We start from the raw sequence: 15,778 nt of genomic DNA, 5'->3' as shown, positions 1-15,778 counted from the left end.
TCTTGCCCTTAATATCTAAATGTGTAGCGACTAATGAGATGGGATGCCAACAGAATCACTTTGACCACTAAGTAGTAGATGATTGCGCTTGCTAAAAAGAACTCAAATAAACGGAATGTGTTTGATGCCAAAAATTGAGTTTCGCCAGAAAGTTCTCTAAACCCAACTAGCATGCCAAGAGAACTCATCAGTACTGCCCATACAAGTTGGTTGGTCAAAGGGTGATAAATGATGCGAAATACCTGAGGAATGATAACTTTTATGTAAGCTTGTGAAGCTGTCATTCCAAGGCTTCTGGCCGCATAAAGTTGAGTCTGAGGGATTGCTTGAAATCCTCCGCGCAAGCTTTCGGCTAGATAGCCAGCATTGTTGAAGCTCAAGCCACACAATACGATGGCATAGGGTGATAAATGCCAACCGAAAGCGCCAAGTCCAAAGCCAAAGAAATAGAGCTGTAGTAAGGCTGGTGTATTTCTCGCTACCTCGATCCATGATCCGGCAAATAGTCGCATTGGAGCATTGCCATTCAAGCGCATCAGCGCTAACAGTATCGCTATCACGCCACCTACTAAAATGGACATCACTGCGACTTCCATCGTGACGAGGGCGGCTTCTAGTAGTTGTGGCAATGCGCGAAAAACCGGGCGCCAGTGAAAAGTATATTCCATACTTGCTCCTTAGCAGGAACTCGGTAGACCTAGCCATTGCTAGGTCTATACAAGCAAAGATTAACTAATAGAGAACTTTCGGAATTCTAAGGTCAGGTGCTGGTCCACCCACATACTTGCCCCATAGCTCTTCATAGCGGCCAGAGCGTACTTGGTGAGTCACAAATAAGTTAAGGTAGTTAAGCCAAGAAATATCTTTACGAGGTCCAGCCACGGAGGTGTAATCTGTGCCCCAAGGCATAATTGGACCCGCTTGTAGGCTTTTGTATTGTTCAACGATAGCTTTCACGGCTGTGCTTGTAGTGATCGCAATGTCGGCTTTTCCTTGGGCAATAGCTAAGAACACTTCATTTTCACTTTGATAGCCTTGATAAAGGTCTTCGGTTCCCCATTCCTTAACAAACTTTAGGATCTCTTTTTCTTGCACAGTGCCGACAGCAGCGGCAATACGTTTACCTTTTAAGTCATTAAAGTCTTTGATGTTACTGGTTTTACTGATGATACCTTGAGCATGATAGACTGCGTAGGGGATAGTAAAGCCAACGGTTTTTGCTCGTTGTAATGTGTCAGATGTGCCCCCGAAAATAACGTCAGCTCGGTTGTTGACGATAGAAGGTAGTCGCTCAGACCATGTGACTGGGATGATTTTCGCATCGACATCTAGTGCTTTTGCTAAGTCTTTACAATAGTCGACATCAAACCCCGCGGGTTGATTATTTGAATCTCGATAACCAATTGGTGGAAAATCGAGTACGACACCACAACGGAGCTCACCGTTGGAAATTACGTCGTCTAATTTATCGGCGTTTGCAGTTCCTTGAAATAGGCCAGCCATCAGTAAGGTAAAAAATGCTGCTGAAGTCTTTTTCGTTATACTTTTCATCAATAAACTACCTCTTATTAACGGTTATCTCGTTCTATACCAAACGGTTAACGATTAACGTAACGTCTTACCAAAAAGGCGGCAAATAGTAGGCGTTTAACTTTGAATTGCTTCTAAGATTAAAAAATCTTAACCAAACTCATTTGAACGAATAGCATTATCAGTATATTAATTTGCAACCTGTTGCTTATTGTTTGATTTGTGGGTTGAAACCTTCTTTGTAAAGGGTTGATGGCTTTGGTGAAGAATGTTCTAAACGTGGAATTTGTGAAATCGAGTAAAGCAAAAGTCTCAGGTTAGGATATTAATATAAAATTATTTAATGGATAGTTGGGTGCTCATCTTAGACTGCTTCTAATTCTACAGCTAAAAATTGTGTAGGGAGACGTATTTGGTTGGTTTGTAGACTATTTGGTGCGCTAAGAAACAATTTATTCTTAAATTTGTTAAAAATCTTCCGCTAATTAAACTTGATTCATATATCGATTGCTTGGATATTAATCGCGTTTTTAGTACGTAATAAATGTTAAAGAAAATGGGTTTTTCCTTTGTTATCTATTGACTAAAATATTACTAACACATTATTATCGCCCCCCAGAAAACAGCTAATAATCCACATGGGAAAATGATGGGTTTGATATGCGGGTTTAAAGACGATAAATAGTTAACCTTTTGTCAGGAATTTGTCGTATAACCAATTGTATTTAAAAATGTTCTCCGTAATGAGAAGAGGGCAGGATATTTACCTTTGGTTTTGCGAGTGTGAGAAGATTCGAAAGCGTTTCTTTTAGCTTATGTATACCTATGAGGTCGGAGACACAACTGGTATATAAAGACATGTACAAGTTTCTTTACAAATGAAAGTTAATGGACAATTGCAAAATTAATGGATAAAAACTGAGCGTGGTAAAATATACAATACCTCTGTGCTCACCCTTGCCTTCGTTAACTGTCTAAAACGAAAGAGTAATTTATAAACGCCTTATTGGCGTATTTGACTGTTGCAATTTTTCGAATGATGTTTTGCAACCTCCCTGTGTTTTAGAGTCAATGATCATCATACATTAGTGCCAGCTCAACGATATGTTCGATAGCTTAAATTTAATAAGTTATGGAGTTGTTCGTTTTCAAACAGTGACAGCTTAGAACCAAAAAAATAAACATAAAGGCTCTAAGTGTCTAAATTAAAAATAAAATAGTAAAGTAAAGGTGCTCAACCATGATGAGTCTTATATTTCTTCTGATATTGATCGCGATGCTATGCGCATTGTGTGGCAAAAAGTCATTTTCTTATATTGTTTTTACGGTTGTTGTTCTTGTGAGCCTATTCTGGCTTAAGCATCACTCGACCGATACTTTGACAATCTTATTATAAGGAAAACAATCATGACTCGTTCACAAGTATCCATCTTAAACTCCCTTGGATTGTTAGGTATTACTATTGTTCTCTTTCTAGCATTTGTATTTCAATTTGCTTGGGGTGAACTTCCTTGTCCGCTTTGTTTATTGCAAAGGGTTGGTTTCGGCTTAGTCATGTTTGGCTTTATGCTTAACGTACTATATGGACCACAACAACGCCATTACGGTGTAACGCTTTTAGGTGCTCTATTTGGCGCAGGCGCGGCACTTCGCCAAATCTCGCTACACGTTATTCCAGGTACTCCTGGCTACGGTAGTGCTGTATTAGGTTTCCACTACTACACTTGGGCATTCATTCTATTTAGCGCGACAGTTCTTGGTTGTGCTCTACTACTAACAATGTGGAAAGAAGAGTGGAATAGCGAGACTGTTGAAGTTTCTAAATGTGGTCGTATTATCTGCATTTTAGCTATCGTTGTTGTAGCGCTAAACCTGCTATCAACTTTCGTTGAGTGTGGCCCTTATCAGTGCCCTGATAACCCAGTAAGCTACTGGCTAATGTCTCTACTATAAGACATTTGTTAGCGTCTACCGCTTAACTTCTATATTTTAAACAGGACAGATTGAACGCTGTCCTGTTTTTTTTCAGCGCTACTATGCTTGTTGACATATTGCTTGCTGAAATATTCTACGCATAAAGTCGTTTGTCGCTTCCCATTACTGACTATTCTCGATATAAAAACTTCGCGCTCAGAGGTTCTAGTCACAATTTTCCTGTCCAATATTCAAAGTCTTAGCACAAACTGTACATTCTTCTTGACTGAATAATATAAAAGTTGAGTCACATCATACGATATTAGTCTCTACTTAATGTATAATGCGCGCCAATATATTCTGTAAAATTGAATAAAAGGTAGTGATTTATGTGGAATAAGCTAAATAAATCAATGATGTTCTGCCAAATGATGTTTGGTTTGTCATTTTATGGCGTTATGGTTATTTTGACGCGTTTCTTCTTAGAGGATTTAAACTATAGCGAAGCCAACACAATGATGATTGTGGGCGCTTTTTCCGCAATTGGTCCTTTATTTGCGATAGCTGGTGGCTTTATCGCTGATAAGTTTCTCGGGGCCTATCGTTCACTTACTATTTCCTACGGCGCTTTTGTCGTTGGCTACGTTTTACTAGTGCTGGGAGCGTCAGCAGCTAACGTACCATTGAGCCTAGTAGGTATCGCCTTAGCCAGCTATGCACGTGGCCTTATGTCACCTTCTTATCCGAGCTTGTACAAGCGAACCTTTTCAACTGAAGAAGATTTCGAAAATGGTTACCCAGTAAACTACTCGGTCAACAATGTAGGCGCGCTGCTGGGTCAGTATCTTTTCCCAATGATCGTATTGGTGATCGGCTTCCATGGCAGCTTCTTGCTGTCTGGCATCATGGCTGGCCTAGCGTTCATTACCATCTTATATCTCAATAAACCTCTAAAATCAGTTAGCGCTGAGATTGATACCAACCCAGTATCAAGAAAAAATTGGTTGAGCTTCATTGGGCTTTCGATTGCGATGGTAGGAATTGTATTCCTGATGTTCTCTGATATGGAAGTGGGGCAAAACATTGTGTATGCAATCGGTGCCGCTGCAATTCTTTACTTCATTAGTTTGATGTTTAAATTTGGTCGCTCTGCTGCTCTTAAAATGGGCACAATCCTAATTATGACGGCTTTGACAACTTGCTTCTTTGTTTATTATGGGCAGATGATGACATCCATGACTATGGTTGCCATCAATACGATGCGTGGTGATCTGTTTGGTATCATTCCAATCGCTCCAGAAGCTTCTATGGCGATGAACCCTTTGTGGTGTATTGTTGCAGGGCCAGTAATTGCTTTTACTTTCTCCAAACTTGAGAAGCGTAATATTCATTTCTCAACAGCGACTAAAATAGCTATCGCATTTGTATTTACTGCTATTGCGTTTGGTATTTTGACCATGGCTGTGACGAATATCGGTTCGGATGTCGTGATTAGGCCTGAGGTATTTCTTGCTATCCACTTCTTCCAAGCGTTTTCTGAAGTAATCGTTGGTAGCTTAGTCGTTGCATTTATTTTGTCTGTTGCTCCAAAACAAATCGAAAACTTCTCGGTGAGCCTGTTTTATGTAGCAATGGCTCTGAGTGGTATTGTTGGCGCAGTATTCTCAACCTCAATTGCATTAGAGAAAGGTCAACAGATCACTCAAGAGATAGTACAAACAGTATACGGAAGCTACTTTGAACTACTCACTACAATGGCCGTGGTATTAGTAGCAGTAGCGATTGTATGTTCTGTGATCGTCAAGAAGATGCTAGCTGCGGCGGACAAAGAAGAATTAGCAGATACTGTCGAAGCTTCGTAGTACGTAGTATTTCTACTAATCAAAATTGAGTTAAGCAGCCTAGCCTAAATGAGCTAGGCTGTTTTTTTGTTTCTATTCTCCTCATCCCTTTATCTATGGATTGTCGCTCTCTAGGCCCTGCAGCGGCATAATACAAACGCTTGCCGTATCAAGGTATATAATTTTATTGAGTGAATAAGCATTAGGGGCCGAATGGTGGGTTACAGAGCACATGGGTTTTACGATCTTTCCTATGAGGACAATATATTGATCGTAAGAATATCAGGAAGTTGGAACAAAGAAGCCGCTCTAGAGTTTGATAGGGATTTTAGGCAGTTTGTGGGCAAGATTTCCATCAAACCATGGGGAAGTATTGTCGACGCAAACGAGTGGGAGCTGGCTACACCAGATGTGTGGGATACTGTGTATGAAACGGCATTGTGGGCGAGCAGGCATAACCATAGGTTTGAAGCTGTGATTTGTCGTCAGGAGCTGGCGAAACACCTCATGGAGCAGAGGTTTGATGTCACTCCGAGCTTAAAGAAAAGCTATTGGGAAAACAAAGAAGCGGCACTTGCTTGGTGTCAGGAGCAGTACCGACTGCTTGCAAGCGAGAGAAATTAAGGTAGTGTTGCGATTACACTATATGTTGTGTCGTGACGTTGTATACCAAATCAGCGTTAGATATTATTTCGGCTGAGCTGCTCTTTATTGGTGTTAACCGATTCTTTATTCGACATATAACGATGGAGCCACAATCCACTGCTTTTCATCAGGTAACCAAAGATCCCGCCAAGAATAAGTGAAGGAAGCACTAGTTTCCAATTGCCGTTTGCAGCAAAAGTCGCGCAAGCCCCAATAAAAGTCCCTGGAATGTAAGCCAGCCACGATTTCTTCGCTTGAATACACATTAAAAACGCAACCACAGCCGTAAGCACATAGCCTGCAATCTCTAAACTAATATATTGAGAGCTATGAATAATCACCATGGCCCAAAAAACACCACTAATATTGGTGATAAGGCTACTCTTTAGGCCCGAAATGCCGTCATTTGGAGAGGCGAAAAAACTGGTACAGCCAAGAAACCCCGCCCACGAAAGAAGCCCTAGAGAAATGGCTGTCCATCCCCAAATGCCCGATAAAATGCCAGTAGTTAGAGAAATAGCGAAAAGTGTACTCATGTGTTTGCCTCAACCGCTGGCTTTGAATTTACAACGGAGTCATTTAAACAAACCGAGATATTAGAAGATTCAGTAGGATATTATCTCGCTTGAGATCACACTTATACTGCAATGCTATATGGTGATTTTCAATATTTAAGAAGGCAATCGATTAAATTGTTACTAAGTGAAGCTTACATCTTCTCTCCCTAAATTTAGTATAAAAAAATACCGAGCTAGAAAGCTCGGTAGCACCTACGATAGGCGGGGACATGTAACTAATATCAGAAGTGGTTACAACAGTAGTCCTTTGCTGTTTGCTTTTCATCAAGTGCTTGAAAATTTGGCGTAAAGTTGAACCGGAGTAGTGGATTGATGCAATTGATATTGTTCGTGATTCCACATGTTCCGTCGCAAACATCAAGCAACAAACCGCCCTCACTATTGAACCAGCTTCTGTTGGATAGACTCTGCCGATCTGGATCTTTGGCCCAGTTGTCCAATGATGGCGGCGATTACCGTGAGCGCCATGGAAGTATAAGCCAATGCTGAAAACCCATAGTGCAAATAGATCTGTCCATAGCTACTCGTCCCAATAAATACACCGATATATGTAACGGCGCTGTAAAGCCCCATAATGGTTCCGCGCTTGTTTGGATCAATATCTGTGAGTCTAACTATCAGCAAATTGACGGCTAAATGATTGACGATACCCAGTAGGAACAAGATGATATACATGGTGCTTGCGTATCCACCTAGCTTGGCTAACGTAAGGTAAAGAAATGCAACAATAGCTAAGACGATTGTGAGCAGTAACTTTGCTGCCACACGTTGAGTTATTGGGTTGAAAATGATCGCGCAGCCAAAGCCAAGTCCGTAGATAAGGGCAATCAAACTGTTTGCTAAGATTGGTAGTCCAAGGGCGTTATGTAAATAATCCCCTATAAAACCGTATAGGCCATAGAATGCTCCCATAAACGCGAAGCAACAAAGTAAAAGTGGTTTAATTCCCGGTAAGTTGATTGCAGTGAGTGGCATGGGTAACGATTGTTTGCTGACCTTATCGGTTATCTTTACTTTGGATAAACCATACCAAGCCGCGAGCGAGAGAACTGCAATGATTCCATACACAGCTCTCCACCCTAGAACTTCAGACAGCACCACCGATAGCGAAACGCCTGCTACCATACTGATCGTCCACCCCGTGAGCACCACACTCACAACTTTACTTTCCAATCCAGAAGGAGCAACAGCGATAGCACTTGAGTAGATTGCAGGAAGTGCAATTCCTGCAATTAAGCCAACCACAAGTTGGGCAGCGATTAAAGAAGCAGCGGTTGGCGCGACAGCACTAGAAAGTAGTGCGATGGCTAATAGAATTAAGCACATTTTAAGCACACGAACAGCGCCTAAACGGTCGATGTGATGGGCGAGAAACAATGCACTCAATGCTGTACCAAGTCCAAATGCTGAAGCGGCTAGCATAATGGTAGATACATTGGTACTCAATGATAGTGCGACCTCTGGCGCGATTGGGCCAAGTACCAGAGAATTTGCACCTATGACTCCAATACAACCTGTTAAAAGGTAGGCAGCCTTAGGTACTCTACCAGCGGCTGCTGAACCCAGTTCTTCACTCTTGTAATTTGCCATAACTTTGACCTACCATTTTTAACAATGCCTAATGTAATTCGTCATTTTCGAAGATTACACAAACTAAATTCTGCAGGAAACCAAAGGTGGGAAAATGAAAGAAAAAACAGATGAGATTAAGCAAAAGACCCCCAAAGAGTGGGATCTAGACGCTACAGACCGAAGATTATTAGGTGCGTTAGTCGACGATGCGACGGTAAGCTACGCCCAACTTGGTGAACGAGCGGCTCTGTCTGCACCTGCTGCCCACGAACGAGTGAAAAGAATGAAGCGTTCTGGGGCGATTCGAAAAACATCGGTGCTTATCGAACCAGATGCGGTGAACAAACCGTTGCTCTCTTTTGTCCATATTGATACCAAAGGATGGGGGATGACCCCGGACCTAATGGCGATCTCACAGCATCATGAGGTTGAGGAGATCCATTCAGTAGCAGGTGATACATCCATGTTGCTTAAAATCCGAACCCAAAATACGCGCACCTTAGAAAAGCTACTCTCGGATCTTTTTAAGATATCTGGAGTAGAAGCTACACGTACCTACATTGTTCTTTCGACGTATTTGGAACGTCCGGTGCAGCCGGGCACATGAGTACTTAACCTTAACTTATTTGAAGCTGTGGTTACTTAGTCGCGCTTAAGCCCTTGAACTGCTATCGACGCATCTTTTATTAACGATTCTGCCAATTTTCCGCGTTTTTGTACCAATGCGATAAACAGGAGATCAATGACAACATTCTGTGCAGCTCGCGAAGAAATGGACGAGCTGCGCCATTTGCTTTCGTCTGCGATGCAATCAATGCAGATCGAAGCGAGCGATCTGAGTGGGCTTTTGTGAATTGAAGTAATAGCAACAATGGGAACATTTGAGTCTTTTGCCGCTTGTGTAATGAGTTGTACTTCTGAACCTTTACCTGAATACGACAACACAATCTGTACATCTTTGGAGTCAAGTGCTTTTGCTCTTGTCAGCTGGACATGGGCATCGACTTCAGCAATGGAAGTGATGCCTATTTTTAATAGCTTGTATGCTAAGTCTCGTGCCACCAAAGCTGAGCCACCGACGCCAACGATCTGTACTCGGTGGGCGTTGTTGATGAGCTCAATCGCTTGTTGGAGTTCTGCCTCTCGGATTGAAGAGGTGGTGTCTCTAATTGCGTTTATTTTCTCTTGAGCAAGTTTATCGGCGATTTCTGCAAGCGAGTCTTTTGAAGTAATGTGGTTGTGGAGATGGTTCTCTGAGTCGATATCTTGAGCCTGAACTCTGCCTAACTCTTGACTGATCGCCACTTTAAATTGAGTAAAGCCTTTACATCCTACCTTCTGAGTGAACTTTATGATGGCCGACTGGCTGACTCCAGCCACTTTTGCGAGTTCGGCAGATGAAAGTTTCACAACCAAACCTGGATCTGCGAGAACCGACTCTGCGATTTTGAGCCCACTCGGTGACAAAGTGCTTTTGATGGTTTTTATCTTTGTTAGTGTTGCCACATTTCATCCCAACCCAGTCAGTTTACAAGCATTATTGAATGAATTCTTGATGATTGGAATAAATAATTCCAGTGCGCCTTATCATTTTCAAGCAATGATACCAGTTACCATTCATTTCTATGGGAATTTAATATTTTGATATTGATCTCTTTTATGGAATATATTATTCCGTATATTCTGTAGCCAGACCAAATGATAAATTGCAGGACGTAGTAATGGATTTGACCAAGTTAGTGACGGAAAGCCGCAATAGTGCCAGTGAAAACATCGATACACTGTCAACCATGGAAATGCTTAAAGTGATCAACGATGAAGATAAGCAAGTGGCTTTAGCAGTTGAGAAAACACTACCAGAAGTTGCGTCTACGGTTGATGCCATTGTTCAGTCGTTCTCACAAGGTGGGCGACTAATCTATGTAGGAGCTGGGACTTCTGGCCGATTGGGGATACTCGATGCCAGCGAGTGTCCACCGACATATGGTACTAAGCCAGAGCTAGTGGTTGGCCTTATCGCTGGTGGGCAAAAAGCCATAACAAGTGCGGTCGAAAATGCAGAAGATAATCGTGATCTGGGAGCAAACGATCTGAAAGAGATTCAGTTTTCTCATCGCGACGTATTGGTTGGCATTGCTGCTAGTGGCCGTACACCTTATGTTCTTGGTGCGATGGAATATGCTCGCTCTCTAAATGCAAAAGTCGCCAGTATTAGCTGTAATCCCGACTCTCCTATGTCTCAACAAGCGGATTTCAGTATTACCCCCGTTGTAGGCCCAGAAATTGTGACAGGTTCTTCGCGCATGAAGGCGGGGACTGCGCAAAAGTTGATCCTAAACATGCTGACAACCGGCTCCATGATTCGCTTTGGCAAAGTGTATGGAAACTTGATGGTCGATGTAGAAGCGACAAACGCCAAGTTGGTTGAGCGCCAAAAGAGAATTGTCATGCAGGCCACAGAGTGCAGTAGAGAGGAAGCTGCATTAGCACTTGAAGCATGTAACCATCATTGCAAAACAGCCATTGTAATGATTTTAACTAATCATAGTAGCGACGATGCTAAAGAACTTTTGCAACGAAGCAAAGGGTTCGTTCGAGAGGCATTGGAATTGGGCGACAAGTAATACAAATCAAATTTACTCATTATCGAGATAGATAACGTTCGTATCTCCACTTGGAAAGGAATCAGTGTGTAATGGCTAAAGTCAATCGAGACATGATAGGGCAAATTATTGCTGCAATCGGAGGCGAGGGTAATGTCGCCTTATGTACCAACTGTATGACGCGGCTTAGGTTGGGATTAAACAATGAAGCGCTGGCTGACAAAGAGAAGATAAAGAAGATTCCTGGTGTGCTCGGAATTGTTGAAAGCGACAGCCAGTTGCAAATTGTTCTTGGCCCAGGAAAGGCGCAAACTGCGGCTGAATTGATGAACAATATGCTTAGCGAAGGCTCTAACATAGCGGCTTCTATGACAACCCCAGAAGGTGTTGAGTTTGATGCTGATCTAGGTTCGATTGCCCGAGATAAAAAGAAAAGTATCAAGGCTAAGCAAACCAACTCTATCCATAAGTTCTTGTCTAAATTTGCAACGATTTTTACTCCTCTTATCCCGGGTTTTATCGCTGCGGGCCTACTATTAGGTTTTGCAACTTTGCTCGATCAAGTACTGCTTGAAGGGGTAGCGAACCCAAACCCAGATCTTGCTTACCTGATTGGTTATATGAAGGTGTTCAGCAAGGGCTTATTTAGCTTTCTGAGTATTTTAATTGGCTACAATGCGCAAAAAGCATTTGGTGGATCCGGCGTAAATGGTGCCATTATTGCTGCTCTTTTCTTAATGGGCTATGACCCAAATGTCGCGAAGGGCATCTATTCCGGCATTGATTCATTTTTTGGCCTTCCAATTGAACCTAGAGGTAACATCATTGGTGTTTTGATCGCCGCAATTCTTGGCGCTCAAGTCGAAAAGGCGATACGTCACTATATGCCAGATAGCTTGGATATGATTCTAACATCTTTCTTTACGCTGTTGTTTATGGGAGTCGTAACGTTTGTTGTAATCATGCCAATCGGTGGTTATCTCTATGAAGGTATGTCTTGGCTATTCCTAAATCTAAACGGAAACCCAATTGGTAGTGCGATTCTCGCAGGTTTATTTTTAATCTCGGTAATGTTTGGTATTCATCAAGGTTTTGTCCCTGTGTACTTTGCGTTGATGGATGCTCAGGGTTTCAACTCTTTGTTCCCAATTTTGGCCATGGCTGGTGCGGGGCAAGTCGGTGCTGCGTTGGCTCTGTATCGAAAATCAGCCAAAGAGTCGTTGCTAAGAACACAGATTAAAGGGGCGATTTTCCCGGGCTTTTTAGGTATCGGTGAACCACTCATTTATGGTGTTACCCTTCCAAGAGTGAAGCCGTTTGTCACCGCTTGTTTAGGTGGTGCCATAGGCGGCTTATTTATCGGCACAGTGGCTTATCTTGGCTTACCTATTGGATTGAATACAGTGTTTGGCCCATCTGGTTTGGTAGCTTTGCCACTAATGACTTCAAACGATGGTATTTTTGCAGGAATGACGGTTTATTTGGCTGGCATTGTAATTTCGTATATCGCTGGCTTCATCCTCACATACCTATTCGGTACCAAGGATGTAGATCTAAGCTAACGTCCTGTTGGCAAAAAGTCTAAATTGAATTGGCAAAGTCGATCTCCGGCTTTGCTGTCTTACTCTACCGTTAGAACAAGGAAAGTTGTTATGTTCAAGAAATGGACGTCAGTCCTCGCTTTCGCCAGCGCGAACCTTATTTCTGGATATGGAGTTGCTCAGGATGTATTCCCTTATGCTTCCAACGAAATATTATCCCCCAGTACTACGCAGGTTTATGATTTCTCAAATGTTGACCAGCTAATTTTGGCGGATGTAGCGAAAGGTTTCCCAGGGGCGACTTTAGCCGTTTGGCATAATGGTGAAATAGTAAATTTATCGGCGTACGGATATACGAAAATTCATGATGAGAATAGCCCTAAACGTGGATTTGGCAGCGATGACCACGACAATTCGCCAAGTTTGCCCGAGAGTGAAATGGTTCCGACAACAACGGCTACTATGTACGACTTAGCATCGAATACCAAGATGTATTCAACCAATTACGCTTTACAATACCTTGTGAGTCAAGGAATGCTGGATCTGGACAGCAAGGTTGAAGATATTTTACCTGATTTTAAAGACAACAAATGCCAAGAGGGAGCTGAGAGCTGTGACATTATCTCAGGTAAAGCTTCGGTTACAGTGAGAGATTTGCTTCATCACACCGCAGGAAATGAGCCGACGGTTGAATATTATATGGAGTCGGGGGAGATGTATTCCCAACAAAGGCAGAAAACGATGGAGTTGATGCTGAAAACCGATCTGAAATATTCGCCGCATACTGTCGTAGCATACTCTGATATTGACTATATGATCCTTGGGCAGATCATCGAAGAAATCACTGGCCAACGTCAAGATGAGTTCATGGAAAAAACTTTCTATGCACCTTTAGATTTGACACATACAGGCTATCGCTTACTCAATCAGCCAGTAAATGGACACACCTACCAGCCCGAACAATTCGCCGCAACAGAGGTGTACGGCAATACTCGAGAAGGGCAGCTTACCTTTGACAACATTCGTACTTATACGTTGCAAGGTGAGGTGCACGACGAGAAAACTTATTACTCAATGGAAGGCATTGCCGGACACGCTGGGCTATTTTCCAATGCGGTAGATATGATGAAATTGATGTCACTGATGCTCAATGACGGTAGCTATGAAGGGGTACAGTACTTTACTCAGGATGTTATTGACGAGTTTGTGACCATCAACCCTGACTTTGAAGATAAAGGATTCGCCTTAGGCTGGAATGTTAACCACAACAAAGGTAAATCTTGGTTGTTTGGCGATTACGCAAGTGAGTCTACCTTTGGCCATTCTGGTTGGGTTGGAACGGCGTCTCTTATTGACCCAGAAAATCGAGTCATGATTATCCTGTTAGGCAATAAGAAAAATACCCATATTAAGATGGACTGTGGCAACGAGTTCTGCGGTTCATTTGAAGGTGACAGCATGAATGTGGGCAGATATGGCGCAGTTATGGAAGAGGTGTACAAATCACTTGGGTTAGCCAAAAATGTGCAGTTTTCCCAATCACCTGACAAGTTGATGCACACTCATTAACTCTCTTTTAACTATTGTTTCGTGCAGTGACTCACTCGTTTAATAATACAAGGAGTCACTGCTTTGCTGCCCGACAGTTGTTGTCTGGAGCTAATGTCTATATTTGACAAGTACTGCCAGTAGAGTTGGGGTCTTGCGGCTTTTTAATAAACCCTTGAGACATAAGCTTTATATTGTGCTCTAGTAAAGTGGCAAAGAAGTTTTCGCCGATCTCAATTTTGTTTGTTTCGAATAGCGCTCTGGGCATCATAAACGGATACATCATTAAGCTCACCCAAGATAACCGGCAAAGCTTTGGGTCCATGTCATCTCGAAGAACATTGGCTTTTGTTAGTTTACCAAAAATAACGTCATGCAATGCGTTGCTTCGGTCAATGATGATTTGCTCGACAATTTGCCTTTTACTGTCCGATGCTGGTAACAACATGAACTGAGACAGTAGTTTAGGTAGCTGAGGCTGCTTTACAAGTTGGTTGAATAGCACCGAGTACATTTCTACAAAGCTGTCGTAGTTAGCGTTTTCCATGACTTTTTGCGTTTGCTCATACATAGGCGAGGCCAATTCTTGTATTACGACTTCAAATAGCCCTTCTTTATTACCAAAGTAATAGCGAATTAATGAACTACTGACGCCTGCTCTCTGTGAAACTAGGCGTGTGGACACCTTGTCATACGGTAGATTTAGGAATAGTCGAGTTGCGCACTCAACCAGTTTTTTGCGTACGTCAACTTCATCGCATTTAGTCGGGCGCCCGACTTTGTTTTCAACAACTAGCATATATCATTCTGCCTGATTAACTTTACGGGTTAAATTCTATACAGTTATGGGTTAATGAGTGGTTAATTAATATAAGCTATTGATACAGATAGATTGAGCTGCTAAAAATCAGGGAGCTGGTTATACAAATTGAGAGTAGTTATGACTATTTTGGAAAGGCAAGGTAGAAGTTTTGTCTTAGTTTTTGCTGGCTTTCTTTGTTGTTCATGAATTTTAGAAAGCGTTGTGTGCCCTCACTGACAGCACCAGAATCGTAAATTACATTGATTGGTCGAACAAAGAAATAAGAAGGGTCATTAGGAAGCAAACTGTTGATTGCAACTACTTTCACCTCTTCTAGGCAACTTGTTTTTAAATCTGCATTTTTTATCGATGCATAAGAATCGAACGCGATACCATGCTTACTTCTGCAAACTGCGGCAATTGCTCCGTTTACTCGCCGATAAGATTTTGCTCCTTTGTCACTGAACTCTTCTCCGTATTTCCTAAAATAGATGGCTTTGTTTTTGACAGCATTCTCAAGAAGCAAGCTCTTAGTAAATACGTCGAAGGTTCCATGAGACGAGTCTTTTGAGTAAACCACTATTGGAAAATTGGGAAGAGACTGCTTTGACCCCAGCTTTTCTAACTCAATCCACTTATCTATTTTCCCGGTATAAATATCAGATAGCTCTGTTGTTGAAAGGTTAGTTATCGGGTTCGCGGTGTTAACCAATATAACCAGTGCGTCGTGAGCTAAGGTCACTTGTTTCAAGGTTTTAAATTGGTTCTGCTCGGCTGACGTAAGTGATCTTGAAATGACGCCGAGTTCGCTCTTTCCATTTACAACAGATTTTATGCCTTTGTCACTTCCAATAGGACGCATCAACAAACGAATGTCGTATTGTTCTTGGAATGATTCGGCTAATAGTGAGATAGCACTTTGTGCACTAGTTGATCCGGAAACACGAATACTATTTGCAAAAGAAGGTGGCGATAAAATCAGCGCTAAGCAAGCAAATAGGGCAGAAAACCTTCTATTTTTCACTTCGTTATCCTATCAGTTAGAATGTAGGACGTGGCGCTCATAATGGTGAACAAACTCATTAGTTACGCTCTATTGTCAAATTGTGGTGTATAGGAAATGTATAGTTAGAGAGCGGTGAGTTCTCAAGGAAGTTTACTTCAGATAAAGGAAGTGTATTAAAGTTAAGAATGGTAAGGGCAA

15 protein-coding genes are annotated in these 15,778 nt (G+C 42.1%); 8 read left to right on the top strand and 7 right to left on the bottom strand.

The features are described 5' to 3' along the window. Positions 1 to 8: 8 nt before the first annotated feature. Together L7A31_RS05235 and L7A31_RS05230 are read right to left on the bottom strand one after the other, a co-directional pair. Positions 9 to 668 (bottom strand): amino acid ABC transporter permease, encoded by a 660-nt coding sequence (locus L7A31_RS05235; RefSeq protein ID WP_237360444.1) that lies wholly within the window; start codon positions 666 to 668, stop codon positions 9 to 11. 64 nt (positions 669 to 732) lie between these two features. Next, positions 733 to 1,551 (bottom strand): transporter substrate-binding domain-containing protein, encoded by an 819-nt coding sequence (locus tag L7A31_RS05230; RefSeq protein WP_237360443.1) that lies wholly within the window; start codon positions 1,549 to 1,551, stop codon positions 733 to 735. 1,219 nt (positions 1,552 to 2,770) lie between these two features. Between L7A31_RS05230 and L7A31_RS05225 the strand changes: the two genes are divergently transcribed. The 4 genes from L7A31_RS05225 (at position 2,771) to L7A31_RS05210 (ending at position 5,909) form a co-directional block, all read left to right on the top strand. Beyond that, a complete protein-coding gene (locus tag L7A31_RS05225) occupies positions 2,771 to 2,926 on the top strand; it encodes a DUF5993 family protein (RefSeq protein ID WP_237360442.1) in 156 nt (51 codons plus the stop codon). A gap of 11 nt (positions 2,927 to 2,937) precedes the next feature. Next, the gene (locus L7A31_RS05220) at positions 2,938 to 3,483 is read left to right on the top strand and encodes a disulfide bond formation protein B (RefSeq protein ID WP_237360441.1); all 546 of its coding nucleotides are present in this window, start codon (positions 2,938 to 2,940) and stop codon (positions 3,481 to 3,483) included. 350 nt (positions 3,484 to 3,833) lie between these two features. Next, complete coding sequence (locus tag L7A31_RS05215; RefSeq protein ID WP_237360440.1) at positions 3,834 to 5,306, top strand: peptide MFS transporter; 1,473 nt, start codon at positions 3,834 to 3,836, stop codon at positions 5,304 to 5,306. A gap of 246 nt (positions 5,307 to 5,552) precedes the next feature. Beyond that, positions 5,553 to 5,909, top strand: a complete 357-nt coding sequence (locus L7A31_RS05210) for a hypothetical protein (RefSeq protein ID WP_237360439.1) — start codon at positions 5,553 to 5,555, stop codon at positions 5,907 to 5,909. 56 nt (positions 5,910 to 5,965) lie between these two features. Here the strand turns inward: L7A31_RS05210 and L7A31_RS05205 are convergent, their stop codons facing one another. Both L7A31_RS05205 and L7A31_RS05200 read right to left on the bottom strand, forming a co-directional pair. Continuing rightward, on the bottom strand, positions 5,966 to 6,466 hold the full coding sequence (locus L7A31_RS05205; RefSeq protein ID WP_237360438.1) for a DUF1097 domain-containing protein: 501 nt from the start codon (positions 6,464 to 6,466) through the stop codon (positions 5,966 to 5,968). Between the two features lie 420 nt (positions 6,467 to 6,886). Beyond that, positions 6,887 to 8,098, bottom strand: coding sequence for an MFS transporter (locus tag L7A31_RS05200; protein ID WP_237360437.1), 1,212 nt, complete (start codon positions 8,096 to 8,098; stop codon positions 6,887 to 6,889). A 94-nt stretch (positions 8,099 to 8,192) separates the two neighbouring features. Here L7A31_RS05200 and L7A31_RS05195 point away from each other — a divergent pair, with 94 nt between their 5' ends. Next, positions 8,193 to 8,687 carry an Lrp/AsnC family transcriptional regulator gene (locus L7A31_RS05195; RefSeq protein ID WP_237360436.1) on the top strand — a complete coding sequence of 165 codons (495 nt, stop codon included), beginning with the start codon at positions 8,193 to 8,195 and terminating at the stop codon, positions 8,685 to 8,687. A gap of 35 nt (positions 8,688 to 8,722) precedes the next feature. Here the strand turns inward: L7A31_RS05195 and L7A31_RS05190 are convergent, their stop codons facing one another. Beyond that, a complete protein-coding gene (locus L7A31_RS05190; protein ID WP_237360435.1) occupies positions 8,723 to 9,586 on the bottom strand; it encodes an SIS domain-containing protein in 864 nt (287 codons plus the stop codon). Between the two features lie 215 nt (positions 9,587 to 9,801). Between L7A31_RS05190 and murQ the strand changes: the two genes are divergently transcribed. The 3 genes from murQ to pbp4b all read left to right on the top strand — a co-directional run bounded on the left by murQ (position 9,802) and on the right by pbp4b (position 13,793). Further along, positions 9,802 to 10,704 (top strand): N-acetylmuramic acid 6-phosphate etherase, encoded by a 903-nt coding sequence (murQ, locus tag L7A31_RS05185; protein ID WP_237360434.1) that lies wholly within the window; start codon positions 9,802 to 9,804, stop codon positions 10,702 to 10,704. Between the two features lie 71 nt (positions 10,705 to 10,775). Beyond that, positions 10,776 to 12,245 (top strand): PTS N-acetylmuramic acid transporter subunit IIBC, encoded by a 1,470-nt coding sequence (gene murP, locus L7A31_RS05180; protein ID WP_237360433.1) that lies wholly within the window; start codon positions 10,776 to 10,778, stop codon positions 12,243 to 12,245. Between the two features lie 90 nt (positions 12,246 to 12,335). Then, on the top strand, positions 12,336 to 13,793 hold the full coding sequence (gene pbp4b, locus L7A31_RS05175; protein WP_237360432.1) for a penicillin binding protein PBP4B: 1,458 nt from the start codon (positions 12,336 to 12,338) through the stop codon (positions 13,791 to 13,793). A 97-nt stretch (positions 13,794 to 13,890) separates the two neighbouring features. On the opposite strand, the gene L7A31_RS05170 is transcribed toward pbp4b, so the two are convergent. Together L7A31_RS05170 and L7A31_RS05165 are read right to left on the bottom strand one after the other, a co-directional pair. Then, the gene (locus tag L7A31_RS05170) at positions 13,891 to 14,571 is read right to left on the bottom strand and encodes a TetR/AcrR family transcriptional regulator (protein ID WP_237360431.1); all 681 of its coding nucleotides are present in this window, start codon (positions 14,569 to 14,571) and stop codon (positions 13,891 to 13,893) included. A 145-nt stretch (positions 14,572 to 14,716) separates the two neighbouring features. Further along, the gene (locus L7A31_RS05165) at positions 14,717 to 15,598 is read right to left on the bottom strand and encodes a substrate-binding domain-containing protein (protein WP_237360430.1); all 882 of its coding nucleotides are present in this window, start codon (positions 15,596 to 15,598) and stop codon (positions 14,717 to 14,719) included. Between the last annotated feature and the right edge of the window lie 180 nt (positions 15,599 to 15,778).

Origin of the sequence: Vibrio marisflavi CECT 7928, assembly GCF_921294215.1 — a bacterium.
GTDB classification, from domain to species: domain Bacteria; phylum Pseudomonadota; class Gammaproteobacteria; order Enterobacterales; family Vibrionaceae; genus Vibrio; species Vibrio marisflavi.
Note: the sequence above shows the minus strand (reverse complement) of the source record. Positions and strands in the feature narration are given on the sequence as shown.

Excerpts from the sequence above, each read along its gene's own strand:
- L7A31_RS05235 (WP_237360444.1), bottom strand. The coding sequence starts at position 668 with ATGGAATATACTTTTCACTGGCGCCCGGTTTTTCGCGCATTGCCACAA.
- L7A31_RS05230 (WP_237360443.1), bottom strand. The coding sequence starts at position 1,551 with ATGAAAAGTATAACGAAAAAGACTTCAGCAGCATTTTTTACCTTACTG.
- L7A31_RS05225 (WP_237360442.1), top strand. The coding sequence starts at position 2,771 with ATGATGAGTCTTATATTTCTTCTGATATTGATCGCGATGCTATGCGCA.
- L7A31_RS05220 (WP_237360441.1), top strand. The coding sequence starts at position 2,938 with ATGACTCGTTCACAAGTATCCATCTTAAACTCCCTTGGATTGTTAGGT.
- L7A31_RS05215 (WP_237360440.1), top strand. The coding sequence starts at position 3,834 with ATGTGGAATAAGCTAAATAAATCAATGATGTTCTGCCAAATGATGTTT.
- L7A31_RS05205 (WP_237360438.1), bottom strand. The coding sequence starts at position 6,466 with ATGAGTACACTTTTCGCTATTTCTCTAACTACTGGCATTTTATCGGGC.
- L7A31_RS05200 (WP_237360437.1), bottom strand. The coding sequence starts at position 8,098 with ATGGCAAATTACAAGAGTGAAGAACTGGGTTCAGCAGCCGCTGGTAGA.
- L7A31_RS05195 (WP_237360436.1), top strand. The coding sequence starts at position 8,193 with ATGAAAGAAAAAACAGATGAGATTAAGCAAAAGACCCCCAAAGAGTGG.
- murQ (WP_237360434.1), top strand. The coding sequence starts at position 9,802 with ATGGATTTGACCAAGTTAGTGACGGAAAGCCGCAATAGTGCCAGTGAA.
- murP (WP_237360433.1), top strand. The coding sequence starts at position 10,776 with ATGGCTAAAGTCAATCGAGACATGATAGGGCAAATTATTGCTGCAATC.
- pbp4b (WP_237360432.1), top strand. The coding sequence starts at position 12,336 with ATGTTCAAGAAATGGACGTCAGTCCTCGCTTTCGCCAGCGCGAACCTT.
- L7A31_RS05170 (WP_237360431.1), bottom strand. The coding sequence starts at position 14,571 with ATGCTAGTTGTTGAAAACAAAGTCGGGCGCCCGACTAAATGCGATGAA.